Genomic DNA, 22,649 nt, shown 5'->3' with positions numbered 1-22,649 from the left:
GCTGCCGAATTCACGCACTGGGTCGATAGCATCAGTACGTTCCGAACTTGATCTATCGTTCATCGCAGGATCACCTGTACCGTAAATCAAGTGCCAGGTCTTGGAGGTGTAGCGGTCATACGAATTGCAACCCAGCGAATGACCTGTGAAGAAAGCGACTGCCGCCAAGGCACAGTGCTCGAATGACTCTGATCAGCCTGGACCTGCCGTTCGCGGCCACGCAGAGGTCAAATGTCGACGTCTGGCGTCGCTGTCAATCTTCGTCGTCATCCTCACGCCAGCCTCGATGAGGGTGTCTGTGCCATCTGTTCCAGCGTCGGCCGTCCTCCTGCCAGCGCCATGCCGGAACAGCCTCCGGCGGCGCGACTATCACGGGTCGAGGGGCATAGACAGGCCTCGGAACGTATTGAACAGCCGGCGGTCCGTATTGAACGGGCGGTGCCGCGTAATAGTACGACGGAGCAGGTGCTGCCACGTATGGAGCCGGAGCACCGTAACCTATACCCAGGTAGACCTCTGCATGACCAGGTGCCGCAGCCATGGCAAGTGCAGCAAACAGCGAGAGTGACGTGTAGTTCATCAAGTGACTTTCAAGGCAATGGCGCTCGCCATGCTTGGTCTCTTTAACGAGGAGAATTTAGGAGCGTTGACCAAGCATTTGTAACTGGATGCGCATAGATGCTTCGTATGTTTCCGACTGCCGAAAATTTCATCGGCAGTTATCGGAACATGCGTGACCGTCATCGATAAGGAGCGAAAATTCCGACCTGTCCTCGGAATTTTTTATGAATCTCAATGGCAACCTGAAGGCTTGGGCAAAGCGGATCAAGCGCGATGGCGTGACACTCTGGTTCGCCGGAAAACACCCCGACACGCCTTGGCATGCGAAAGCGCTGGGACTTCTTGTCGTGGCTTATGCGCTCAGCCCGATTGATCTGGTTCCTGATTTCATCCCGACTCTTGGATATGTGGACGATATCCTCTTGCTTCCGACGCTGATTTGGCTGACTGTCAAGCTGCTACCCCAATCAGTTCTTGTAGATTGCCGTAATCAAGCCGATGCTTGGATGGCCGAAAAAGGGTCTAAGCCTAGTAGGCGCGCAGGCGCGATCATGATCATCGCGTTGTGGGCCGCCATGGGGATCGCGGCATGGCTCTGGTTGAATCCTCAGTCGTTCTGAGACGGTCGCCCACCGAGCCAACAGCGGCATGGAAACACAGCTATCCCGTGCTTCAATTGGGGCATGAGCACACTTAATACTCAACTTGAAGCAGTTCGCAGTGGCAGGATGTACAACGACTTAAGCAGTGAGTTGGTAACCGCGCGTGCGCAGGCCGTATTGCTGAGCAACGAATACAACGCATCTTTTTCACAGCCTGCTGCGCAGCGAGAACACATTCTGCGTAGGCTGCTGGGCTCCGTTGGTTTGAATGTTCACTTTGAACCGACTTTTCGCTGTGAGTTTGGGCAACACATACACATAGGCAATGACTTCTACGCAAATTTCGATTGCGTAATGCTGGACGGTGGCGGCATTTTCATTGGCAACAATGTGCTTCTCGGGCCACGCGTAGGAATCTACACGTCTAATCACGCCATAGATGCGAATGAGCGGGCGGCTGGGGGATGCTATGCCAAACCCGTTCGGATTGGAAACAGAGTATGGGTAGGGGCGGGTGTTCATATCAACCCAGGAGTGACGATCGGAGACGACACCATCATTGGCTCGGGCAGCGTCGTAACCAAGGACATCCCTGCGAGCGTGATAGCTGCAGGCATTCCATGCAAGGTTTTGCGCTCGATTACTCCCGCAGATAAGACTGGTTTTACTGTTTCCGACTAAGAAAACACAGGACGTCCATCAAATGCATGACCGCTCAGGGTCGGTCTGCGACAGTCGCGGATCGGCCAATAACAGTCGGTCTCGGCAGATGAAAGCAGACGCTCAGCGCCCCAGCCAAACAGGCGAAAACGTCAGGCCACCGGGCCCGGGATAACAATGCCGTTATGCATCTTATGGAATAAACAATTGGGTCAGGGGATCCAAGGATGTGACAACCATATGGCGCGGAACGCGTTATTGCAGCCCAACATCAAAAGAGATTTACGAAGCTGAGAATCGTCGACCAAGCCAGCTCAAGCAACGCCCACGCAGAGAACAATCCGTTCACCACTAGAAAAAGCGCGCCAACCACAATCACTATAACGATGAGTTGCAATGCCTTCATACGGTGAAGTCTCCCGAAAAAACCAATCTTTCCATTGGGCATGTTTGGCCCCTACCGATATGCCGCATCGTGGACCCTTGATCAATTTTAGGTTGGTTATGCACTGTCCCCTCTGGGTCGTTCCGAGGCTCTCACCTACCAGCCAGACGCAGTCGCTGGACTAAAATCCAGCCGAGCGATTTGCAGCGGCCACAGCCTGGCCAGCAGCGACATTGCTGCGTGACTCGCGTACATTGAAATTCATCGTTTCCCTCACCTATGGTCAGCATGGCTGGCAGTCATTGAGAGCAGCTAACAACCCTTGATACGTCGTTGCGCCGCCTTGTCGTACTTCTCACAGCCCTCGGCTTCGCGTCTCGTCTCAAGCGCAAGCCTTCGGTTTGCCGGGCCTTGTTAACCGCTCTTGGCAACACAGGACTCAGATGCGCTATCTAGTGATCGGCACCAGTGGCGCTGGAAAATCCACCTTTGCCAAAAAGCTGGCGCGCAAGATCCGGGCCTCATATATCGAACTGGATTCGCACTACTGGGGGCAAGACTGGCAAGCAGTGCCACCCGAGCAGTTCAGGCATTCAGTTGTTGAAGCTACTCAAGGAGAATGCTGGGTAGCCGACGGGAACTACAGTGCTGTTCGAGACGTGCTTTGGTCACAAGCCACACATGTCGTGTGGCTCAACTACGGTCGCTTCACCGTATTTTCTCGCCTGCTCCGGCGCACTCTTGGCCATGGCATCACCCGCAAGCGTCTGTCGCATGGAAACCGGGAGTCACTGCGGCTGGCCTTTTTCTCGAAAGACTCAGTACTTCTCTGGTCGCTATCCACCTATGCAAAAAACCAGTCGAAGTTCGCCGCTCTGCGCGAGCATGGCGAGTTCGCGCATCTGCAATGGATTGAATTTGCCGAGCCTTCAGAGGCTTCGACATTCCTCAAGGCGATCGCGACCTCACAAGAGCACTGACACGGGTTCATCTCCACTGCCCTGCTACAGCCCGGCATTTCAATGACCACCTTGTTGCCGCCCGGATGTCGGTTCGGTGCCTGACCGCGATGGCCACAGTCAGGCCCGGACCAGACCGTCGAATATGCTCGCTATCGCTGCACATCGAGGTCGTAAGTGACCCAGTCGGTTGCCGATGCAAGCTTGTCGTAGAGCTGGCGCGCCTGGGCATTGCTGCCAGCGGTAATCCAGCGCACCACGGGCCAGCCCCGTTCCCGCGCTTTGGCAGCCACGCCCATGATCAGGCTGCGGCCTATACCTGAGCCACGCTGGCCTTGAGCCACGAACAGGTCGTCGAGAAACCCGACGTCCTGCGCGATCAGCGGTTCAGGGCACGCGCGAAAATGCGCCAATCCCAGCAAATGGCGCTCCTCCGACTCTGCGACCAGCCCTTCCATCGGGTGGCGCGGATCCATCAGCCACGACCAGGTTCGATCCAGGATCGCATCGGTCATGGGCGACTGGTAGAAATGTGCGTACTGGCGGTAGAGATCGCACCATGGCGCTCGATCACTCATTTCCAGGGGGCGAATTTTCACTGCACTCGGCATTGGGGTTCTCTTGCTTGAGGTTTTCTTGTCCATGATTGCTCCGGGTTGGTCATTCCCGAGCCGGTTCTGTGTTTCTCACCAGACAGCGGACGCCGCCGACGGTCCTTCGTGCGAGGGAAAGTGCGGCAGCACCTCCCTGGCCAGCTCCTCCAGCACCTCGGCTGGCGGGCGTTGTGAAAACTGAATGCCAAGCGCGGCATGGTTCACCCCTGCCGCCTGCCACGCTTCAAGCAAGGCCATCAGCCCTTTTCGCCCGGTGCGCAGAACATAGCCACCGTGCAAGGGGGTCCGAGGATAGCCGGGATCATCCACCAGATCGATCCATTCGTTTGTCATGTGCGGCCTGAATGCCCCTCCGGGGACAAGTTCACGCCAGGCCCGAATCTTCTCCGCCAGATGCTGAGGGCCCCTAGGGGTGTGGGTGGCATTGGGATAGGTCAGCCATCCATCCGCATGCTCGGCAATCCACTCCAGTGACTGCCCGGACGAGCCTGTCACCATCATCGGAATGCTTGCGGACACAGGCTTGGGCAGGAACTCGGCACCTTCAAAACGTCCCAGCGGCGAGTCGATGTCCAGATGACCGGCATGCATGAGCTGGCGTATATAGGAGAGCGCCAGGGAAAAGCGCTCCGCCCGGGCACTGTGCTCCAGCCCGTAGGCCGGAAACTCAATCGGCCTGTCGCCAGAGGCTACCCCCATCACCAGACGGCCGCCGGAAAGCTGGTCAATGGTCGTGGCTGCCTTGGCCAGATCAATCGAGTGACGCAAGGAGATGACGGCGCTGCCCGTTGCCAAGGCCACCTTCCTGGTTCGGGCCGCCAGGTAGGCCAGATAGGTGAAGGGATCGAACACCTGCCCGGCATCTCCAAACGATGGATCGAGCAAAGGCACATCACGCACCCACACGGCGGCAAAGCCGTAGCTGTCGATCTCGGCGACCAGGTCCGACTGGCCGCGCAGCACCGACATATCGCCTCTGTAGCTGCGCAGCGGCAGAAAGATGCCCAAGGTCAACCTGTCCGGCGAAAACATGCGTCGGTAGCCGGGGTGTCCGAAAAACGCGGCGTAGGAGGAACCGCCCGTGTGCTCAGAGGGTCTGGATGCTTTCATTGCTGGACTCGCGAGATGTTCATTCATGCACCGGTTGCTGGTGCGGGCAGCGTGATGCCTTTGCGTACAGCCGCTCGAGCCGCAACCCGCTCGTGCCATGCACTGAGATGGTGGTGCTGGCTAAAGTCGAAATGGATGATTCGCGCGATGTGCGTCCAGCCGAAATGGGCAATGTCTGCAATAGAGTAGTCGTCGCCGGCCAGATACGGACGGCCCGCCAGCGCTTGATCCAGCACCGTGAACGCTTCCTGCGTCAGGCGCCGGTAACGCTCGATTGCCGGCGCAATGGGTTCATCAGCAAACAGCTCGAAGTGCACGCGCTGGCCCAGCAGCGGCCCCACGCTGGATGCATGGAACTGCAGCCACTTGATCGCCTCCCAGCGGGCTCGCGGATCTGCCGGCAACAGCTTTCCGGTCCTGTCCGCCAGGTACAAGAGAATCGCCGCCGACTCGAACAGCACGACACCTGTCTCGCTGTCCTCGAGTACCGGAATACGGCCGTGGGGGTTCAGCGCAAGAAAGGCGGATTGACGGTGCTCGCCTTCATCGATGCGCACATGGTGCAGTTGGTAAGGCAAAGAAAGCTCTTCAAGCGCGATTGTCGCCTTGAAGCCATTGGGGGAACTGTCGGAGTAGAGATGCAACATTGAATTTGTAGATAATCTAAAACCATAGAAATCGCCGGCATCACAAATTCTCAGATGAAAAACGCCTTATATAAAGCGATTATTTCTTCCCAATAAATTTAGAAAATCTAAATTAAATATGAGCTATCCCTTGCAGGCATTGCGCACATTCGTAGAAGTTGGGCAGCGCAAAAGCGTCAAGGCCGCAGCGCAGGCCCTGCACGTCACCCCCAGCGCCGTAAGCCAGCAAATCCGCGTACTGGAAGACCGCCTGGGAGTTGTCTTGCTCGAACGTGAACGCCTTGGCATGCGGCTGACCGAGGCAGGTGCCAGCGTGTACCCCAGGCTGCGTGAAGCGTTTCTTCAGATCGACCAGGCGATGCATGCCCTGGAACGCAGCAAGGGAGAACGCAGCCTGACGGTCAGCACCGTCGCACCGTTTGCGGCATCGTGGCTGGTACCTCGGCTTGGGCGCTTCAAGCAATTGCACCTCGACATCGAAATCCGCGTGGAAGCAACGTCTGAGCTGGTAGACCTGCGACGTGACCGCGTGGATGTCGCCTTGCGCCATGGGCTGGGCGACTATCCCGGGCTTGAGGTCACCTGCCTCATGGCGCCGGTTCTGACACCTGTCGCCTCACCCGAGTTTTTGAAGACCTGCCAGGGGGCGGTGATCAATGAGGCACGCGATTGCCTTGACTACCCCCTGCTCCACGACGGAGACCGCGCAGATTGGCCGCTCTGGCTCAAGGCACACGGGGTGGCCGACGACGCGCGTGCGCAGCGCGGCAGCGCATTTGAAGACGACTTCCTTCTCATCCGCGCGGCGGAAGCTGGACAGGGCCTGGCGCTGGTGCCGCAGGCATATGCCCAGGAAGAAATCGCGACAGGCCGGCTCATTCAGGTACTGGACAAGCCCTGGCCGGCAAGATTCGCCTACTACGCCGTGACCCGCCCTAGTGCGGCTGACCGCCCCGAAGTGCGCGCCTTCCTGGACTGGATTCGCGCAGAAGCGGCCCAGTAAGGCCGCAAGCGGAGACCCTGCCCTGCTGCCCTGCAGGCTGCTCGAATTGAATCACCCGCCGCGCGAAGCCGCAGCCAGTACAGCAGTACGACAAGGCGAAGCAACGACGTACCAAGGGTTGTGGTCGCGGCTCCAAGGCAATACCGGGCGATGCAATAACCGCCAGGGCAATCAGCGATATTTCATGCCATTTCTGAATGGCAATTTCCCAAGCTACTGAAGGTATTTTGTCAATAAGTCCGGTACGCCACGGTAATGACCCGATACGGCCACCCTCAAACCTTGAATGTCGCCCACTCGCTCAAAACCATATTCTTTCCTGCATTGATTCCTCGAAATGGAAGGTCTGAGAATTATCTCCCTTCTTTTCTTCCAATCTCTAAAGAATAAAAATTCGGCGTATCAGATATCAATTGAAACATTTCATACCATTCAAAAATACTCACCTTAATCTCTAAAAAATATTGCCCAACAAATACGCCAAATTAATAATTCAGATACACCATCGATATCCAACCCAACAATGCAATAGCACAAAATTAGCGATGATTTATTTCAATTTCATATTGATTTAAAAATTCAATTAACGAAGTTAAATCAATTAATTATGTTAATAACACAACTCAACAAACACAACATCAAGCAGCTACCCATTTCCCAGGATTCATTTTGTAAATTCAGTAAAAATTGACATTATTTGACATTTTCTATGGATTTCCCAATGCGCACTAATTAGTTTCCTAGAGTATTCAAGCCCCCTGGTCTTTTCGTCGGGAGCCATCTATGCAAGCCGTCCAGACTTCATCTTGCCCGCCCTTGTTCACCCATCAAAATGACGCCCCTCCATCGCTTAGCCACTCGATGTGGCCAGGGCACATGGTGGGCCAGCGAGAGCAGCCCGTTCGCGTCTTTCTGGTGGACGACGACAGCCATATCCGCAGAGTGATTGCCCAGGATCTGATGGGCGACTCAAGAACCCTGCTGGTTGGGCATGCCTGCAGCCTGCGTGAGGCACGCAAGAGCATTCAGCAGCACGACTTCGACGTTCTGATGATTGATCTCAACCTGGGCGACGGCGAAGGTCTGGATTTGCTTGAACTTGTCCAGGGCACACACCCACATGTGCAAAGCATTATCGTCTCGGTAACTGAAAGAGATGAAAAGGTCTTTCAGGCTTTCGAGAAAGGTGCTGTAGGCTATTTGCTGAAAAACTCCTGGTTTGGCGACTACGCACAAGCTGTATTGCAAGTAGCCAATGGCGGTGCATCCATTACTCCATCTCTTGCCAAGAAAATCCTGTCGCTGGTCAGTAGATCACAAACTTATGTCGTTCCGGCGTCAAGCCTCACCAAGGAAGAGAAACTTTCTGAGCGAGAAATAGAAATACTGAAACTCATTGCCTGCGGCTACAGCTCTCCTGAAATATCCACGCACCTCAAGATAAGCACATTGACCGTATCCACGCATGTAAAGAACATGTACCGAAAATTGCAGGCCAAGACAAGAGCTCATGCTGTGAAAGCCGCCTCTTTGCGTGGGCTGATATAAATTTGAAGGCATTTTCTATATCTATAGCCCGAGATGGCAAGCGTATGGAATCACTGAAAAATATCGGTTGGAGGGCAACAACCGTTTTCCTTCAGACCATTACCATACTGAGCTGGTGTTTTCTCACACCACTGCGAGATCAGAATTGGTTTTTTGTCTTCAGTATTTTGGTGGCTTTGAGCGGATTGCTTATCTCGCTTCACTACACTCCTCGAATCTATCGTCTCATCAAGGCCAGGCTGCGCGTCAGTGCCCAACCCTCAAAAGAAGTCCAGGAAGAGCGCAAGCGCATCGCGTCAGACCTGCACGACACCCTGGGCAGCCAGTTGGTAGAGGCCTTGAACCTGATGAACTCACAGTCCTCGGTTGAAGATGGCCCTGCCAGAAAAGTCCTTGAGCAATCGCTGCTGGACCTGCGCCTGATCGTCGACTCCATGGATGCGCAATCCGACAACCTGGCCATGCGCCTGGCGCGATTGCGTTACCGGCTGGAGCCCGCGCTTCAAAGAAAAGGCCTTGTACTGCACTGGCAGTTGACCGACCCTGAGCTCGGGGTCGGCCAGCAGACAACGCTGCCGCTTCCCAGAGACCGCGTTGCGCATGAAATCCTGGCCATCGTTCAGGCCGGCATAAGCAACGCCATAGAGCACGCCCATGCAACCGAGATGTGGCTGACCCTGGAGCCCTATCAACAAGGCGATCTGCAGAGCTTCGGCTGGGACTGGTATCTGAGCATAGAAGACAACGGCAAGGGCTTCGATCTTCGAGCTGTGCTCAACAACCCCGGCAAGTCCGGGCAAGGCGTCATCAACATGTTTCATCGCATGCGAAACATCGGCGGCGACCTTCACATCCAACCCCGCTATGGTGGAGGCACGCAGGTGTTGATGCGATGGCGGTCTGAACCGACCAGCCTTTGCTAGAGAAGCGTGAATTGAGCGTGCAGCGCAGGAGACCTTCATTGGAAAGCTCTCCGCACACTCTGAAAAAGGACTCATGAAGAGCTTATGAAGGCCTACTGAAGGCGTTTTGTCGTGGACAGAGATCCGGGGCCGGTGCAGGAACAGTACCCAGAGTCGAACCCACCTCATAACCGGTTGGCGGGCACCATGGCAAGCGATCTCATCTCATTGCTAAAACACGCCACTATTCTGGCAAAACGCCATCAGCTCCTGATTGAACTTCGCCTTGAGCTTGCGCATCGCGGTCATATTCTGCGAACTGACTGTCTTGACGCTACGGCTAAGACGCTCTGCAACCTCTGCCAGGCGGTTGATATCCGCCCAGAAGTGACCCACTAGCCCTCCGGCAGTCAGTTTTACGAGGAAATCAACATGGGCGCCTTGACTGACATTCCGCGATGGAATGGCTGGCGTGCTGTATCTGCCCATGGGCAGCCATCTACCCAGGATAGGCTGCAGCACAAATCAGTTGCTCATTACAACTATATAGTTGTATATTGCAACCGATATTGATTGCTTGAGGGCACAAATGACCAACACCATGTCTGAAATTGACTCGATTCGAGCCGACTCCCGCACCCTGGTAAGAGAGCTCGGCTTCATGCAGCCGACACTGGCCACAACTGATTACTCGGCATCGGCTGTGCATGCATTGCTTGAAATCGACGCCCATGAAGACATGACCTCAGTTCAACTTGTGCAGCTTTTGGGGCTGGAGAAGTCAAGCGTCAGCCGAATGCTTGCGAAGCTGGTTGCAGCAGGAGAGATCAAGGAAGTGGCTGCTGTCGATGACGGCCGTTTCAAGCTATTGCAGTTGACTGCCCAGGGGCACAGCACAGTCAGGCAGATTCACTCCTATGGCCAGATGCAGGTGCAAAGTGCGTTTCAGCACCTCAATCGCTCCCAGCAACAAGCGGTTGCACAGGGCTTGTCTGCATATGCAGGAGCGCTTAAAGCCCACCGCTTGAATATGGCAGAAAAACAGCAAAGCCCAATCACTGTCAGCGCAGGATATCGCCCCGGACTGGTTGGACGCATTGCCGAAATGCATGCGGCGTTCTACTCGAAGCACTCCAATTTCGGGCAGTTTTTCGAGAGCCAGGTTGCAAGCGGAGCGGCTGAGTTCGCCGGACGGTTGAACGAGCCATGCAATAGGGTGTGGACCGCTCTGCTCAATGACCGAATTGTTGGTTCGCTCGCGATAGACGGGCAGGACCTGGGGGACAACAGGGCCCATCTGCGATGGTTCATCTTGGACGATGGCTGTCGCGGTAGCGGTGTCGGCAGGCTGTTGATGACAGAGGCGATGACATTCTGCGATATACGTGGGTTCCGTGAAGTCCATCTGTGGACATTCAGGGGGTTGGACGCAGCTCGCAAGCTGTATGAGTCTTTTGGCTTCAAGCTGCAGAAGGAGGAGCAAGGGGCGCAGTGGGGAAGCACAGTGACCGAGCAGCAATTCGTTCGCGTATCCTGAAAATTTATTGCCGGCTCAGGACAGCTTCTGGCCTACAGCGGGCGGCAACGCTCCTATGGCGATTTCACTGCGCGCAATGAGCGCCATGATGCAAACGTAGTGCCCCATCGTGTGAAGCGCGGCGCGATAAATCAGCAGGCTGTAATGCGATAAATTAGCGCCACGTTACTTTCGCTCTATGCAAAGGAATTTCAATTTCACCAACTAAGCGATGGTGACCTGCTCAAGCTAGGCACCACCTACCGCCTCCAAGGTGACTGGTCGCGCTGGACCGTGGGTGGCAATGTCACCAGGCAAACCGAAACGTATTACCAGCAGCCCAGCGCTCCGTACTGGCGCGCCCCCCAGCCTTCCTATGCCGTGGTGGGACTGATGGCACGTTACGAGATGGACAAACACTGGTCGATGTCGGTCAATGTGAACAACCTGTTCGACAAGACCTATATGCCGGGCCTGGGCTCTTATGGCACAGGCGTCTACGGCGATCCGCGCAATGTGCTGGTGACAGCGTGCTGCCGCATCCAAGAGCCGCCAACACCGCCCTTGATACGTCGTTCACTTTGTCGTACTTCTGTACTGTCTGTGGCTTCGCGCCTCGTCCCAACCGCATACCTTGGGTCTGCCGGGTCGTACCAGCCGCCCCAAGGGCAAGGCGTGTAACGTTCGGCGATGGCGTCATCTCTCGGTGAACGCCTCTGAGATGTGTGAAGGGCCGCAAATGGTCCATCTATGACTGTCGCAATACGTCCCAAGGCAGTTCGGCAAGGTGCTATTTCCTTGTTTCGGTCAACATACGAACGGCCAAGCTGGCGAGGACTGTTCCCATCAGCCATCGCTGGACCATGATCCATTTCGGACGGGCGGAAAGAAATACTGCTATCGAGCCTGCAAGCATGGCAATCGCGGCGTTCACACTGACGCTGATCACAATCTGGGTGAAGCCCAGAATCAGGGATTGAGAGAGCACACTGCCGTGTTCAGGGCTGATGAACTGAGGCAGCAGTGACAGATACATCACGGCGATCTTCGGGTTGAGAAGATTGGTCAGGAAACCCATCAGGAACAGCTTCTTTGGGCCGTCCTGCGGAAGGTTCCTGACCTCAAACGGAGAGCGACCGCCCGGCTTGACGGCTTGCCATGCCAGATAGATCAAGTACAGAGCTCCGCCAATGCGCAACGCATCGTAGGCATACGGCACCGCCATGACGATCGCCGTAATGCCCAGTGCCGCGCACATCATGTAGAACACGAAACCGAGAGCAACTCCCCCCAAGGAGATAAGCCCGGCGACACGCCCCTGGCATATCGATCGGGAAATCAAGTAAACCATGTTTGGTCCTGGAGTGAGGACCATTCCAAGGGAAACAAGGCCGAAAGCAAGCCAATTCTCAAAGCCAGGCATGATGGTTTCTCAAGTGTTGTTGCATTTGAATATATCAGTCGAGGTCTGCTCCTGGCCGAAAGAAGCAGCACTCGACCCGGATCAGGCAGTCGCCGAGTGAGAGGTTCTCTCCAGTCGTATGCGCCCGATATTCATCAACAACATGCCGAAGATGGCCGTAGCGCCGCCTCCCAGCAGCGAGCTGGTAACGGGCTCTCCCAGCCAGAAGCTGGACAGCAGCATGCCAAACAACGGCACCAGGGACATATACGCGGCTGCGACGCCAGCACCCAGCTCCTGGACGCCCTTCAAGTACCAGGCGTAAGCCAATGCCGTAGCGCCCAGGGCCAGGGCCACAACGCTGTACCAGGCGATGGCAGGTGCTTTTGCCAGGCCAGTCCAGGCGGACGAGCCCTCCAGAGCAATGCTGGCCATAAGAAGCAGAGCAGCGCCAATGAGTGCGGTCGCCGTCGTCGTGGTCAGCGCATCCACGCGGATCAGAACGATGCGCCCTATCAGGGTATAGGCAACCCAGCATGCGGCGCAGCCAAGCAGCAGCCACTCACCCACGCCGGACGAGGAAGACACCAGATCCCCCAAAGCGCCGCCACTCAGCGCATACAGGGCGCCCGTTACGGCCAGCCCCAAACCCAGGCACATGATGGCGTTCACGCGTTCACGAAACAGCAGCGCTGCGAACAGCATGGTCAGAACCGGGTTGAGCGCCACCACCATGGCCGCCTTACCCGCAGGCACGGTCTTGAGTGCCTGTAAGAAGAACACGGAGTAGCCCAGCACACCTACGGCAGAAGCACAGGCCAGGCCCGCCCATTGGCGAGGCCCCAGGACACGCAATGCACCCATGCGCCCGCTGCGGTACAGCCACAGCACCAGCAGGAGCCCGGCCAGAAAGAAGCGCAGGCTGGCCGCAGCCAATGGAGGCATGGCTTGCGCGACAATGCGTCCCCAGGGCCAGGAAGCGCCCCACAGGACAGCCATGCCAATCAATCCCAGATGGGTGGAGGTTCGTAATGTGTTCATGAGACGTTACTATCTGATAATCAGAATTCATCGTCGAATGAGTAAAAGCTCATGACATTCACGCAACTCGAAGTCTTTGCAGCACTCGCCCGGGTCGGCAGCTTCTCGCGCGCAGCGGGTGTGCTCGGTATTTCCCAGAGCGGCGTCAGCCATGCCATCAAGCAGTTGGAGACAGAACTGGGCGTCACGCTTTTCAAGCGCGAAGGGGCTGCGGCAACACTGACCGAAGTGGGCGTCAGGCTACTGAGCCGCGCCAATGACATCCTTCAGCAAAAAGAGGCATTGCAGCAGGAAGCCGACGCGGAGCATGGCATTGCCCGGGGCAACTTGCGCATTGCATCTTTTGGCGCCACCTCGTCGCTGCGTCTGCTGCCGAGCCTCCTGGCACGCTTTCAGCAGAAGCACCCCCTGGTCGAGGTGCACATTGAGGAGGCCGTAGACAGCACTGTCGTTCAGTGGTTGCTGGAACGGCGCGTGGAACTGGGCTTCGTCGCCTTGCCCGACGAGCGCTTCGATACCCTGCCCCTGGCCGAAGACGAGCTGGTGGCGGTGCTGCCCGCTGCGCACCCCCTGGCGTCCCAATCAGCCATTGGCGCCATGAGCTTTCATGGACAGCCCTTTATCCGCACCAGCGCAGGCTCGGGCCCCCATATCGATGCATTTTTGGCCAGCCAGGGCGCCGCACCCAGAACCCTGTTCAGGTTTGAGCAGCTCACTTCAATGATGGGCTTTGTAGCGCAAGGCGAGGCAGTCACCATTGCCGCACGCCTGGCTCTGCCCGAGCCCCCGGCAGGTGTTGTCTACCGCCAGTTAAAGCCCCGTTGTCGCCGGAAAATCGCGTTGGCCGCGCTGAGCTTTGACAAGCTCTCGCCCGCTGCTTTGGCTTTTGTCGAGCTGGCCCGGAAAAGCAGGGCCAGTCTGACGGTGGAGCATTGAGCGACCTCGTCATCCGAAGCAAGTGATCTACCGAATGCCTGGAGCCAAAGGTAGTCTGCAACAGCGACGCAAAGCAGATTGCCACCGTCGATAAGGCAACAAGTTACGGTCGTGCGATGAGTGCAAGGTTCATTGCATGACTGAATATCGGCCGACCAGCCTTTGCAGTCATGGGAGGCTCAAGTCCATACCGAGCATCTTGGCAAGGCCGAAGGTGAACAGCAGCACACACAGCAGCGCCAGCATGAAGGCGGCAGCGACCTTGCTTCCCGTGCGCAGCAACGCGCGCCTGTCCATGCCCTTCTTTCCTTGGTCGTAATGCCACTTGATGGCGAAGAACATGCACGCACCGAAGATGAGAACCTTGAACGTAACAAAGAGTACAGGGACCCAATCGATCATTTTGAGATTTTCCAGCTATGACTTGACACTGTCTATCGTGAGGAACACCGCCTCCCGAAGGAGAGAGGCGAAAACGTCGGCGATTGCCATACAAGAATGGGATCGCCACACGCTCTGAGGCATATTACTTAAAAGCAATTTCCATACATTGAGACAAAATGTCTGCGTATGAAAACCATACAAGATGACAGTTTGCCAGTTTGGCTGCCGCGATTGGCCGTGCATGGCGGGCCGCGCTTCTTGCAGATTGCGGATGCCTTGCAGGCGGCAATGGCAGACGGATCGCTCAAACCGGGTGATCGTCTGCCTCCGCAGCGCCAGCTGGCAGCACAGCTGAACCTCGACCTGACGACGGTCACGCGCGCATACGACGAAGCCAGACGCCGCCATCTGCTGGAGGGCCGCGGCGCGCGAGGTACCTATGTCGCGGCACCGAAAGTTGAGCTGACCTCGGTCCTCGACCTGAGCATGAACACACCGCCCCCACCCGCTGGCGTGGACTTCGACGACCTGCTGAAACAAGGCCTTTCTCAGGTAATGATGGGGGCAGACACCACATTGCTGATGACTTACCACCTGGGCGGAGGAAGCGACTCCGACCGTAAGGCAGGAGCCAGATGGCTGGAGCCGATGTTTGGATCCCTGGATTCAGCGCAGGTTGTTGTCTGTCCGGGCGCGCAAGCAGCAATTGCCGCATTGATCTTGGCGCTGACGAAGCCTGGCGATGTGATAATGACAGAGCCAGCAAGTTATCCGGGCCTGCGTACTGCTGCGACCCAGTTCGGCCGACGCATCGTTGCGGTGGAAGCGGATCAGCACGGGATGGTGCCCGAGATGCTGGAGCAAGCCTGCCATCAGCACCAGCCTCGGCTGGTCTACCTCAACCCTACATTGCAGAACCCGACCGCCATCACCATTCCGGAGCGCCGGCGCAAGGAGCTCGCCAAAATCGCCAAGCGCTGCACTGTACGCATCGTCGAAGATGACCCCTACTGGCTGCTTGCCGATGCACCGCCACCACCTATTGCCACGTTTGCCCCGGAACAGGTGTCCTACATCTCGACCCTGTCGAAGTGCCTGACGCCCGGCTTGCGTGTCGCCTTCGTGCTCATACGTGACCAGTATGAACGTGAACGTTTTCTGGTCGCGCTCAGGTCATTTGCGCTGATGGTCGCACCTCTGACGGCCGCACTGGCCACACAGTGGATCCTCGACGGCTCGGCTGCCGCGTTGATGGAAGGCGTACGTAAGGAGGCGCGTCTGCGCCACTGGATGGCCAGGGATATTCTTGCGGGGAGGTACAGCGGCACTGGAGACGGCCTTCATGTATGGCTCGAGTTGCCAGGGTATTGGAGCTCCTCACAGCTTGCGCGTGCAGCCGGCAGCGAGGGTATCGCAGTCACGCCGGCGGAGGCATTCACAACTAGTGCCGCCAGCAGCGACTCCGTCAATGCCATTCGTATCTCGTTGGGCAGCATCAAGGACCGCAGACGCTTGCAGACGGGCCTTCAAAGGCTGTCTCATCTGCTGGCGAGAAGGCCCGAGCCGTTCAGCGCTGCGGTGGTTTAAGTACTCGGGAAAAACGGCTCCCCTTCGGGAGCTCCCTCAATGCGGTCGCATCCAGCCGCTTCAACCATCGACTAATCCGGCTTTGTAAGCGCCCTCACCGCTCTGGCTGGCCTTGGAATGCCCTGAATCGCTACGACCACCGGTTGCGATTGCCCACCACGGACCTGGCATGCGTCTGGTGGCTTGAATTTCAAGCGTGTGCTACGCACCGACTTGCTGCCATTGCTTGTCCCTTTGTCGTTTCTTGAACAGGGTGAAGAAATCCACTTTGCAGGGAGCAAGGTCAACCCGCACCAGGCACACCGGCGATCACTCGTGCGCCCTTCACTCGCGGCGTCCTTTGCATCTCTATTGCAACAGCTGAAATCCTCAATCTTTGGCCGGGAATCTTCCATTTGATGTGCTCTCACATAACTACGACTATGATTGTCGGAGTTATGTGTTCGACCGGCGACTTCCAGTCTGCCGAGCCAAGGCGGTCTCCTGCGCGCCAGTTGTCGATACTCCTACCGGACCTCGGTGAGCCAACAGGCCAACCGAGCATGCCGTGATACGTGGGATGAAGGTGAATCTGTGAATACTCAACGCATCGTGATTGTTGGTGCAGGCTTTGCTGGCATGTGGAGCGCCCTTGCTGCGGCGCGCGCCCTGGACATGCAAAAGCGTTCCGATATTGAAGTTGTGCTTGTGGCCCCCCAGCCTGAGCTACATGTTCGACCTCGCTTGTACGAGGAAGCCCCAAACACCATGCGGGTCAAGCTAACTGAGTTGCTTGATGCCGTCGGCGTGAGGTTCATGCAAGGAAGCGTCGAAAAAATTGACGTGCAGCAGCAGCAAGTTGTCGTCAAGGCGCAGGGCCAGGATGCTCAGCTGTCCTATGACCGCCTGGTGCTTGCAGCCGGGAGCAAGCTCTTCCGACCCGATATTCCGGGGCTCACCAGATACGCCTTCAGCGTGGATCAGGTGGATGAAGCGGCGGCTCTTGAAGCGCACATTCAGAGCCTTCGCAGCCAGCCCGACACAGAAGCTAGGCGTACCCTTGTCGTTGTCGGGGGCGGCTTTACCGGAATCGAGACTGCTGCAGAGATGCCTGCCCGGCTACGTGCGGCCCTGGGCGAAAGCGCAGCAGTGAATGTCGTGATTGTCGAACGCAACAGCGACATTGGACCCGACCTCGGGCCGGGCCCGCGGCCGGTGATCGAACAGGCGCTCGCAGAACTCGGCGTAACTGCGGTTCTGGGTGCTGGTGTGACCGCTATCGATGAGCATGGATTGGTCACATCGGCCGGTCAGCGCATCGATGCAAGCACGGTCGTGTGGACAGCAGGCGCCCGGGCGAATGAACTCACATTGCAAATCCCGGGAGAGCGGGACGCATACGGTCGATTGCACGTTGACCATGATTTGCGCGTGAAGGCGGTGCCAACCATCTATGCAACGGGAGATGTCGCCTACGCCGCGACTGACGATCAAGGCCATGTAGCCATGATGTCGTGCCAGCATGCAATGAATCTCGGCCGCTCTGCTGGACACAACGTTGCCGCCGATCTGCTTGGGCTGGCTCCGATTCCTTATAGTCAGCCAAAGTATGTGACCTGCCTTGACCTCGGCCCCTGGGGAGCGGTCTATACCGAAGGATGGGAGCGCTCGGTCAAGCTGGTTGGAGCGGAGGCAAAGGCGCTCAAGCAGAAAATCAACACCGAATGGATCTATCCCCCATCGGCGAATCGTGCCGAAGCATTGGAGTCGGCTGACCCCCTGCGAATAGTCGTCGCCTGAGAACGGCTGACACGCCCCGGCATACCGAAGGTTTGCGGTTGAGACGAGGCGCGAAGCCACAGGTAGTACAGAAGTACGACAAGGCAAAGCGACGCGGTATCAAGGGGTGTGTTGGCAACTCCAAACAGGACAATCGATGGAAGAGACCTCGCGCCTCTTCTACATGAGGACCGTGTCCCGATATCCGTTCACATCCCAAACTAAGAGGTCGAGCGCCGAGCCGCCGAGCGTGCACCAAACCATTCGATGACTTTGGCTTCGTGGCTCGCTGGCGCTTTGGACCTGGTTCGGCTTGCGAGGTCCGCAAGCGTGTGCCGGTCGAGTTCGTCGCGCATGGCCTTCTCTGCTCCCTCCATCACTGCATGGATGGAACAAGTGCCACGTGTGGCCCATGCGGGAGCGACTTCGCCAAAAACAGCACAGCGCTCTCGTACCTCCCGGCAATCGAACACCGGCTTCACGCCATCAATTGCCTCCACGACGTCTTTCACCGTAATTTTCTCAGCTGGCCGCGCCAGGGAGAAGCCACCGCGAACCCCTTCTGCCGCACGTACGAGTCCAGCATGCCCCAGCTTGGTAAAGAGCTTGGCGACGTACTCCGCTGGTACGCCCTGCATATCTGCAAGGTCACGGGTGCTGGCCTCCGCAACGCCATGCTCGGCGGAGTGAACCAAGTACAGCATGCAGTGCAAGCCATATTCGACACCTGCGCTCAAAAAACTCATCGCATAACTCCGACTGATACAGACTTAGTTTAGCCGCATACCTGCGGCCATGCACAGGAGAGGACTCCTCCGGCCGCGGCATCGGCTTCCCTGATGACTTTTCGCTCCAGACGTACTTGTTACCATGCGTTCAAAACGGCCTGGGGAGAGTACGTGGGCAAGGCATTACCGCAGCAAGCTCAGCGCAAGCAGTCAATGCGATCCACCGTGCGCATGGCGACGCTGGGAATGGCCGTTGCGTGGCTGACCTTGGTGGCTGGTCCGGGGTGGTGGATGTCCAAGCGAGTCGTGGGTGCAGAGCTGGACCGCTTGACGGCCAGCGCCGAATACGAAGCCAAGACGACGGCTCGCATCATGGACCGGCTGTTCACGGAAATGCTGAGTGTGACCAATATGGTGGCGCGCCAGGGCTCGGTGATCCAGCTGACCACCCGGTATCGCTAAGATCCGCCGAGTCTGTCCATGCTCACGCGCCAGCAGCGCGCAGCGCAATTCACGCAGGATTCGCTGGTGCACAAAGTCGGCGACTTCATGCATGAACTCTGCAGCGATCTGCGCTATGCCCGTATCTTCATGAACAATATGTCGGACGACACGGTAACGGCCAGCAACTAGGACGAGCCTGACAGCATCGTGGGCATGATCTACTCTGGCCGTCCCTATCTGATCGATGCATTGCGTGGCGGCAATGACCATTCGTTCGGTATCGCCCGGCTGAACAAGACGCCGTCCTATTTTGTGGCAAGCCGTATCGCGAATGAAGACGACGTGCCTCTGGGCTCCGCCACGGTGAAGTTCGATGCGCCGGAAATAGCGCTCTACCTGACTGGACACCACATTGCACTGATCGTGGATCGCCAGGGAAGCCACTGAGACACGCAAATTGGCGGAGCGACTCCAGGTTTCGGCTTCCGACTTTGGTTCTGTGCGAGCCTGAAACAGACCGGGAGTAAAACTCCGGCTTCGCCTGACCCGCGTTGACGGAAATCCCTCATTGCCTCAGGTTTCTTGCCGCCGCATTGTTGTGCACTCCGCAAACTATCCCAGAGGTGCCCCATGGCTGAACCATCGACTCCCGACAAGCAACCGCAGCCCGATCCGGCCGAACTCAATGCGTTCTTTCCCTCCCCCTACTCGCTCAGCCAGTTCACGTCGCCCAAGTCCGACCTGAGCGGGGCCGACTACGCAAAAACCTATCAAGGCAGCAAGAAGATCCTGATGATCGGCGCAGACGAACGTTACTTGCTGACCGATAACGGCAGCTTCTTCTCCACCGGCAACCACCCGGTCGAGACGCTGCTGCCCATGTACCACTTGGACAAGGCGGGATTCGCGTTCGATGTGGCAACGGTGTCGGGAAATCCTGTCAAGTTCGAGTTCTGGGCAATGCCTTCGGAAGATGAGACGGTCAAGGGCTTCTTCAACAAGTACCACTCCCAATTCAAGGAGCCGCTGCGCCTGTCTACGGTGCTTGAGCGAGGACTGGAGCAGTACGCCGCCATCTTCGTCCCTGGCGGGCATGGCGCGCTGATCGGCATCCCCGGCAGCCATGATGTAGGCGAGGTGCTGGAATGGGCGGCGGCCAACAACCGGTTTGTCATCTCCCTGTGCCACGGCCCTGCGGCCTTCCTCGCGGTTGGCGACAGCGATATCTACCGAGGCTACAAGATCTGCGCCTTCCCTGACTCACTCGATGCACAGACCCCGGCCATCGGCTACATGCCGGGTCACCTGACCTGGAAGTTCGGCGAAAGGCTCAAGGCTCTGGGTTTCGAGATCGTCAACGACGGCATCTCGGGTGCCGTGAACCGGGACCGCCAGCTGATCACCGGCGACAGCCCTCTGGCTGGCAATGCGCTTGGCAAGCTCGCGGCCGAAACCTTGCTCAAGGAAGTCACGGCCTGAGATGAGCACCGCAATCGCGCAGGCGGCATTCCAGGGATCCCTCGCCATCGAGGGCGCCCGCAGCCTTGCCGCAATCAAAGATACGGTGCGTGCTGTCGGCGCGCCGCTAGGGTACGACCGCTTTGTGCTGTTCTCGGCCTCCAGCGCTCGGGACGATGCGGTGGAGCGCATCTACTGGATCGAGGGCGACTGGTTCGGCACGGGCGCGCCTGTCGATGCTGAAACCTACGTGCGGCGTTGCCCCGTAACGCGCCATATCCTGGAGACGAACCAGCCCTTCTTCTGGACCAAGACGAACGGCGCTCAGGGCGAGCGTTACAGCGTCGTCCGCGCGCCGCAGGGCCCGGGTATCCACGGTCTGCAAGTGCCTGTATTCGGCCTCCTGGGGCTGGAAGGCGCGATGAGCCTGGGCGGCGAGCGCATTGATGCCTCGCCGCAGGCCCGGCTGGCGCTAGAGTTGATCGCCCAAACCGCATTCCGCACAGCGCGCAGATTGCTGGAACTGCCCCCACAAGAGGAGCTCAGCACCCTGTCTGATCGCGAACGCGAGGTGCTTGCGTGGACGGCCGCCGGCCGGCGGCAGACGGAGATTGCCGCAACCCTCGGCCTGTCCGAACGCACTGTGGAAAACCACCTGCGCCGCATCCGCAAGCGCCTGGGCGTTGCCACGACGGCGCAGGCCATTCGCGTGGCGATCCGCAACGGAGAGATCGTCGCCTGACTATCAATGTCGGCTCACATCTCAAGTATCCCTTTGGAACATGCAAACGGAAGGCAGGAACCGGCCGCAAGAGCTCTTCAAGACACAGCCCTGCCGGCTTCTGCACCCGGTTCAGATCTATGCTGAAGTGGGTAGCGCCTTAATGGAGCGCAGAATATTGCGTGTGATGCTTTGCCGTTTGGCAAGGTCGGCAAGTCTGTTGGGCGTGTCCATGTTCAAGGCGAAGAAGACGGGGCCGCTGGGCCACTCTACCCAGCCCACCCACCAGCCGATTTTTCCGGTCCAGCCCGTTTTTGCACGCAGTATCCAGTCAGGCCCCGCTTCATTGACCATCACGTCCTTCACAAGCCGCTGGTGCTCGACCTGGAAAGGCAGTTGATTGCGGTAAAGCCGTTGCAAGAAAGCAATCTGCTCGAAGGATGAGATGGCGAGGTCGCCCTCAACCCAGAATGGCTTGTCGCCAGTGGCGACCGCATTGCCGTACCCAATCTTGCGCATATAGGCGCTCTCGCGTGCATCGCCGAGTTCCTTGGCGAAGCGCTCATACACCCAGACGGTGGAGTTCCTCATCGCGGAGCGCAGATTCTGGTCCACGTTCCACGCCGCCACAGGCCGTTTCACACCATCCCATTGAATGAGCTGAAATTCGTCACGCAGCAGCCCTGCATCAAGCGCAAACAGGCTGTGCGGAATCTTGAAGGTAGAGGCTGGCGAGTAACGCTGACTGGAACGCGACACGTTGTAGACGTGGGTAATTTCTGAGTTATCACGTGCATCGAGAACAACGATGCTGCCTTGCGCATCGGCTTCTGTGAAAAACCGAGACCACTCTGTCATTTCTTGAAGCTGGGGGCCAGCTGCCGTCACTTGAGCAAACCCTGCGGCCAGGGCGGATAAGACCAGACTACGTCGATTCATGCGGCTAGTTTAAAGGTCAAACGAACCCATCTTGAGGTGGCAGGGACAGTGACTGTGTCGACTTGTCGCAAGGGAGAGCGTCTCTTGCGGGGCAGACAGCGGCAGCCGCAATCGCTTGAATCCACAGCCAAAGGCTGTCTTTCGGTCAGCCAGATCGGACATAGCGAGCACTCCGGGAGTTCCGACTGCCGCCTGAGCTGTCAATCGGCGCTCGCAGGCCCTTTAAGTTCAAGCTGATTGCCGTCCGGGTCTTTGCAGTAGATGGACAGGCCCATGCCGTCAGCGCCAAAGCGTCGCACCGCCCTATCTGCCTCGAGACCGTGGCCAGCCAGGTGCAAGAGGATGGCTTGCTCATCAAATGGCTCGATACGCAGGCAAAAATGATCGACGTTTCTGCGCTCGCTTGTGGCCGCAGCGCCCCCCGCACGGCCTAAAGGGCCCTCAACATCCACCAGGTCAATCATGGATGCACCAGCTCGCAGGTGAACCATACCCAGATCCTCGCGGCGCTTCACCAAGGTACAGCCCAGGACCACTTGGTATAAGCGGATGCTGTGCTCCAGGTCGGTGACGCGCAACACGATGTGATCAATGTGCTGAATACTGAATTTGCTCATCGCGATCTCCTGCTCCAGGCATGCATACTTCTAATCGTATGCACTTGGTGTGATGGAACCCCAAACATTCGGCGAGCGTCAGGGACATTTTTTCGATCGGAAGGCCCGTGCGTGCTTGATCTTGTCA

23 protein-coding genes and 1 pseudogene are annotated in these 22,649 nt (G+C 57.5%); 14 read left to right on the top strand and 10 right to left on the bottom strand.

Annotated features, from left to right (window positions below):
* Positions 1-785: 785 nt before the first annotated feature.
* The 3 genes from CTATCC11996_RS11135 to CTATCC11996_RS11125 all read left to right on the top strand — a co-directional run bounded on the left by CTATCC11996_RS11135 (position 786) and on the right by CTATCC11996_RS11125 (position 3,188).
* Positions 786-1,181: a YkvA family protein gene (locus tag CTATCC11996_RS11135; RefSeq protein WP_003076104.1), complete on the top strand. Its 396-nt coding sequence runs from the start codon at positions 786-788 to the stop codon at positions 1,179-1,181.
* A 63-nt stretch (positions 1,182-1,244) separates the two neighbouring features.
* Positions 1,245-1,844, top strand: coding sequence for a sugar O-acetyltransferase (locus CTATCC11996_RS11130; RefSeq protein ID WP_034348746.1), 600 nt, complete (start codon positions 1,245-1,247; stop codon positions 1,842-1,844).
* A gap of 807 nt (positions 1,845-2,651) precedes the next feature.
* The gene (locus tag CTATCC11996_RS11125; RefSeq protein ID WP_003076099.1) at positions 2,652-3,188 is read left to right on the top strand and encodes a P-loop NTPase family protein; all 537 of its coding nucleotides are present in this window, start codon (positions 2,652-2,654) and stop codon (positions 3,186-3,188) included.
* Between the two features lie 131 nt (positions 3,189-3,319).
* Here the strand turns inward: CTATCC11996_RS11125 and CTATCC11996_RS11120 are convergent, their stop codons facing one another.
* The 3 genes from CTATCC11996_RS11120 to CTATCC11996_RS11110 form a co-directional block, all read right to left on the bottom strand.
* Positions 3,320-3,778: a GNAT family N-acetyltransferase gene (locus tag CTATCC11996_RS11120; protein ID WP_003076097.1), complete on the bottom strand. Its 459-nt coding sequence runs from the start codon at positions 3,776-3,778 to the stop codon at positions 3,320-3,322.
* Between the two features lie 75 nt (positions 3,779-3,853).
* Positions 3,854-4,891, bottom strand: coding sequence for an LLM class oxidoreductase (locus tag CTATCC11996_RS11115; RefSeq protein ID WP_034348743.1), 1,038 nt, complete (start codon positions 4,889-4,891; stop codon positions 3,854-3,856).
* A gap of 23 nt (positions 4,892-4,914) precedes the next feature.
* The gene (locus tag CTATCC11996_RS11110) at positions 4,915-5,538 is read right to left on the bottom strand and encodes a glutathione S-transferase family protein (RefSeq protein ID WP_003076093.1); all 624 of its coding nucleotides are present in this window, start codon (positions 5,536-5,538) and stop codon (positions 4,915-4,917) included.
* Between the two features lie 118 nt (positions 5,539-5,656).
* Between CTATCC11996_RS11110 and CTATCC11996_RS11105 the strand changes: the two genes are divergently transcribed.
* The 3 genes from CTATCC11996_RS11105 (at position 5,657) to CTATCC11996_RS11095 (ending at position 9,012) form a co-directional block, all read left to right on the top strand.
* Complete coding sequence (locus CTATCC11996_RS11105) at positions 5,657-6,541, top strand: LysR substrate-binding domain-containing protein (RefSeq protein ID WP_003076091.1); 885 nt, start codon at positions 5,657-5,659, stop codon at positions 6,539-6,541.
* An 876-nt stretch (positions 6,542-7,417) separates the two neighbouring features.
* Positions 7,418-8,089: a response regulator gene (locus CTATCC11996_RS11100; RefSeq protein WP_003076090.1), complete on the top strand. Its 672-nt coding sequence runs from the start codon at positions 7,418-7,420 to the stop codon at positions 8,087-8,089.
* A 44-nt stretch (positions 8,090-8,133) separates the two neighbouring features.
* The gene (locus CTATCC11996_RS11095) at positions 8,134-9,012 is read left to right on the top strand and encodes a sensor histidine kinase (RefSeq protein ID WP_003076088.1); all 879 of its coding nucleotides are present in this window, start codon (positions 8,134-8,136) and stop codon (positions 9,010-9,012) included.
* A gap of 210 nt (positions 9,013-9,222) precedes the next feature.
* On the opposite strand, the gene CTATCC11996_RS26260 is transcribed toward CTATCC11996_RS11095, so the two are convergent.
* The gene (locus CTATCC11996_RS26260) at positions 9,223-9,480 is read right to left on the bottom strand and encodes a hypothetical protein (RefSeq protein ID WP_034348741.1); all 258 of its coding nucleotides are present in this window, start codon (positions 9,478-9,480) and stop codon (positions 9,223-9,225) included.
* A 100-nt stretch (positions 9,481-9,580) separates the two neighbouring features.
* Here CTATCC11996_RS26260 and CTATCC11996_RS11085 point away from each other — a divergent pair, with 100 nt between their 5' ends.
* Positions 9,581-10,528 (top strand): bifunctional helix-turn-helix transcriptional regulator/GNAT family N-acetyltransferase, encoded by a 948-nt coding sequence (locus tag CTATCC11996_RS11085; protein WP_003076085.1) that lies wholly within the window; start codon positions 9,581-9,583, stop codon positions 10,526-10,528.
* 153 nt (positions 10,529-10,681) lie between these two features.
* Positions 10,682-11,188 (top strand): TonB-dependent receptor domain-containing protein, encoded by a 507-nt coding sequence (locus CTATCC11996_RS26255; protein ID WP_330901657.1) that lies wholly within the window; start codon positions 10,682-10,684, stop codon positions 11,186-11,188.
* A gap of 109 nt (positions 11,189-11,297) precedes the next feature.
* On the opposite strand, the gene CTATCC11996_RS11080 is transcribed toward CTATCC11996_RS26255, so the two are convergent.
* The gene (locus CTATCC11996_RS11080) at positions 11,298-11,930 is read right to left on the bottom strand and encodes a LysE family translocator (protein ID WP_003076082.1); all 633 of its coding nucleotides are present in this window, start codon (positions 11,928-11,930) and stop codon (positions 11,298-11,300) included.
* 81 nt (positions 11,931-12,011) lie between these two features.
* Complete coding sequence (locus CTATCC11996_RS11075) at positions 12,012-12,950, bottom strand: DMT family transporter (RefSeq protein ID WP_034348739.1); 939 nt, start codon at positions 12,948-12,950, stop codon at positions 12,012-12,014.
* 51 nt (positions 12,951-13,001) lie between these two features.
* Between CTATCC11996_RS11075 and CTATCC11996_RS11070 the strand changes: the two genes are divergently transcribed.
* Positions 13,002-13,886, top strand: coding sequence for a LysR family transcriptional regulator (locus CTATCC11996_RS11070; RefSeq protein WP_003076078.1), 885 nt, complete (start codon positions 13,002-13,004; stop codon positions 13,884-13,886).
* Positions 13,887-14,054: 168 nt separating this feature from the next.
* On the opposite strand, the gene CTATCC11996_RS11065 is transcribed toward CTATCC11996_RS11070, so the two are convergent.
* Complete coding sequence (locus tag CTATCC11996_RS11065; RefSeq protein ID WP_003076075.1) at positions 14,055-14,288, bottom strand: hypothetical protein; 234 nt, start codon at positions 14,286-14,288, stop codon at positions 14,055-14,057.
* Between the two features lie 168 nt (positions 14,289-14,456).
* Between CTATCC11996_RS11065 and CTATCC11996_RS11060 the strand changes: the two genes are divergently transcribed.
* A complete protein-coding gene (locus tag CTATCC11996_RS11060) occupies positions 14,457-15,857 on the top strand; it encodes an aminotransferase-like domain-containing protein (protein WP_003076074.1) in 1,401 nt (466 codons plus the stop codon).
* Between the two features lie 573 nt (positions 15,858-16,430).
* The gene (locus tag CTATCC11996_RS11055) at positions 16,431-17,636 is read left to right on the top strand and encodes an NAD(P)/FAD-dependent oxidoreductase (protein WP_003076072.1); all 1,206 of its coding nucleotides are present in this window, start codon (positions 16,431-16,433) and stop codon (positions 17,634-17,636) included.
* Positions 17,637-17,836: 200 nt separating this feature from the next.
* On the opposite strand, the gene CTATCC11996_RS11050 is transcribed toward CTATCC11996_RS11055, so the two are convergent.
* The gene (locus CTATCC11996_RS11050) at positions 17,837-18,361 is read right to left on the bottom strand and encodes an RrF2 family transcriptional regulator (RefSeq protein WP_003076070.1); all 525 of its coding nucleotides are present in this window, start codon (positions 18,359-18,361) and stop codon (positions 17,837-17,839) included.
* A gap of 195 nt (positions 18,362-18,556) precedes the next feature.
* On the opposite strand from CTATCC11996_RS11050, the pseudogene CTATCC11996_RS11045 reads away from it, so the two are divergent.
* The 3 genes and pseudogenes from CTATCC11996_RS11045 to CTATCC11996_RS11035 form a co-directional block, all read left to right on the top strand.
* Positions 18,557-19,225 (top strand): annotated as a pseudogene (locus CTATCC11996_RS11045) (GGDEF domain-containing protein); the annotation flags it as partial.
* Between the two features lie 192 nt (positions 19,226-19,417).
* Complete coding sequence (gene hchA, locus CTATCC11996_RS11040) at positions 19,418-20,266, top strand: glyoxalase III HchA (protein ID WP_003076068.1); 849 nt, start codon at positions 19,418-19,420, stop codon at positions 20,264-20,266.
* Between the two features lies 1 nt (position 20,267).
* The gene (locus CTATCC11996_RS11035) at positions 20,268-20,987 is read left to right on the top strand and encodes a PA1136 family autoinducer-binding transcriptional regulator (RefSeq protein WP_003076066.1); all 720 of its coding nucleotides are present in this window, start codon (positions 20,268-20,270) and stop codon (positions 20,985-20,987) included.
* A gap of 117 nt (positions 20,988-21,104) precedes the next feature.
* On the opposite strand, the gene blaOXA is transcribed toward CTATCC11996_RS11035, so the two are convergent.
* Positions 21,105-21,905: a class D beta-lactamase gene (gene blaOXA, locus CTATCC11996_RS11030; protein ID WP_034348736.1), complete on the bottom strand. Its 801-nt coding sequence runs from the start codon at positions 21,903-21,905 to the stop codon at positions 21,105-21,107.
* A 200-nt stretch (positions 21,906-22,105) separates the two neighbouring features.
* Positions 22,106-22,522, bottom strand: a complete 417-nt coding sequence (locus CTATCC11996_RS11025) for a VOC family protein (RefSeq protein WP_003076062.1) — start codon at positions 22,520-22,522, stop codon at positions 22,106-22,108.
* Positions 22,523-22,649: the final 127 nt, after the last annotated feature.

The organism is Comamonas testosteroni ATCC 11996 (genome assembly GCF_000241525.1).
Taxonomy (GTDB): Bacteria; Pseudomonadota; Gammaproteobacteria; order Burkholderiales; family Burkholderiaceae_C; genus Comamonas; species Comamonas testosteroni.
Note: the sequence above shows the minus strand (reverse complement) of the source record. Positions and strands in the feature narration are given on the sequence as shown.

What these genes read in the sequence shown, in the direction of transcription:
- CTATCC11996_RS11135 (WP_003076104.1), top strand. Translation starts at nt 786, where the DNA reads ATGAATCTCAATGGCAACCTGAAGGCTTGGGCAAAGCGGATCAAGCGC.
- CTATCC11996_RS11130 (WP_034348746.1), top strand. Translation starts at nt 1,245, where the DNA reads ATGAGCACACTTAATACTCAACTTGAAGCAGTTCGCAGTGGCAGGATG.
- CTATCC11996_RS11125 (WP_003076099.1), top strand. Translation starts at nt 2,652, where the DNA reads ATGCGCTATCTAGTGATCGGCACCAGTGGCGCTGGAAAATCCACCTTT.
- CTATCC11996_RS11120 (WP_003076097.1), bottom strand. Translation starts at nt 3,778, where the DNA reads ATGCCGAGTGCAGTGAAAATTCGCCCCCTGGAAATGAGTGATCGAGCG.
- CTATCC11996_RS11115 (WP_034348743.1), bottom strand. Translation starts at nt 4,891, where the DNA reads ATGAAAGCATCCAGACCCTCTGAGCACACGGGCGGTTCCTCCTACGCC.
- CTATCC11996_RS11110 (WP_003076093.1), bottom strand. Translation starts at nt 5,538, where the DNA reads ATGTTGCATCTCTACTCCGACAGTTCCCCCAATGGCTTCAAGGCGACA.
- CTATCC11996_RS11105 (WP_003076091.1), top strand. Translation starts at nt 5,657, where the DNA reads ATGAGCTATCCCTTGCAGGCATTGCGCACATTCGTAGAAGTTGGGCAG.
- CTATCC11996_RS11100 (WP_003076090.1), top strand. Translation starts at nt 7,418, where the DNA reads ATGGTGGGCCAGCGAGAGCAGCCCGTTCGCGTCTTTCTGGTGGACGAC.
- CTATCC11996_RS11095 (WP_003076088.1), top strand. Translation starts at nt 8,134, where the DNA reads ATGGAATCACTGAAAAATATCGGTTGGAGGGCAACAACCGTTTTCCTT.
- CTATCC11996_RS26260 (WP_034348741.1), bottom strand. Translation starts at nt 9,480, where the DNA reads ATGGGCAGATACAGCACGCCAGCCATTCCATCGCGGAATGTCAGTCAA.
- CTATCC11996_RS11085 (WP_003076085.1), top strand. Translation starts at nt 9,581, where the DNA reads ATGACCAACACCATGTCTGAAATTGACTCGATTCGAGCCGACTCCCGC.
- CTATCC11996_RS11080 (WP_003076082.1), bottom strand. Translation starts at nt 11,930, where the DNA reads ATGCCTGGCTTTGAGAATTGGCTTGCTTTCGGCCTTGTTTCCCTTGGA.
- CTATCC11996_RS11075 (WP_034348739.1), bottom strand. Translation starts at nt 12,950, where the DNA reads ATGAACACATTACGAACCTCCACCCATCTGGGATTGATTGGCATGGCT.
- CTATCC11996_RS11070 (WP_003076078.1), top strand. Translation starts at nt 13,002, where the DNA reads ATGACATTCACGCAACTCGAAGTCTTTGCAGCACTCGCCCGGGTCGGC.
- CTATCC11996_RS11065 (WP_003076075.1), bottom strand. Translation starts at nt 14,288, where the DNA reads ATGATCGATTGGGTCCCTGTACTCTTTGTTACGTTCAAGGTTCTCATC.
- CTATCC11996_RS11060 (WP_003076074.1), top strand. Translation starts at nt 14,457, where the DNA reads ATGAAAACCATACAAGATGACAGTTTGCCAGTTTGGCTGCCGCGATTG.
- CTATCC11996_RS11050 (WP_003076070.1), bottom strand. Translation starts at nt 18,361, where the DNA reads ATGAGTTTTTTGAGCGCAGGTGTCGAATATGGCTTGCACTGCATGCTG.
- hchA (WP_003076068.1), top strand. Translation starts at nt 19,418, where the DNA reads ATGGCTGAACCATCGACTCCCGACAAGCAACCGCAGCCCGATCCGGCC.
- CTATCC11996_RS11035 (WP_003076066.1), top strand. Translation starts at nt 20,268, where the DNA reads ATGAGCACCGCAATCGCGCAGGCGGCATTCCAGGGATCCCTCGCCATC.
- blaOXA (WP_034348736.1), bottom strand. Translation starts at nt 21,905, where the DNA reads ATGAATCGACGTAGTCTGGTCTTATCCGCCCTGGCCGCAGGGTTTGCT.
- CTATCC11996_RS11025 (WP_003076062.1), bottom strand. Translation starts at nt 22,522, where the DNA reads ATGAGCAAATTCAGTATTCAGCACATTGATCACATCGTGTTGCGCGTC.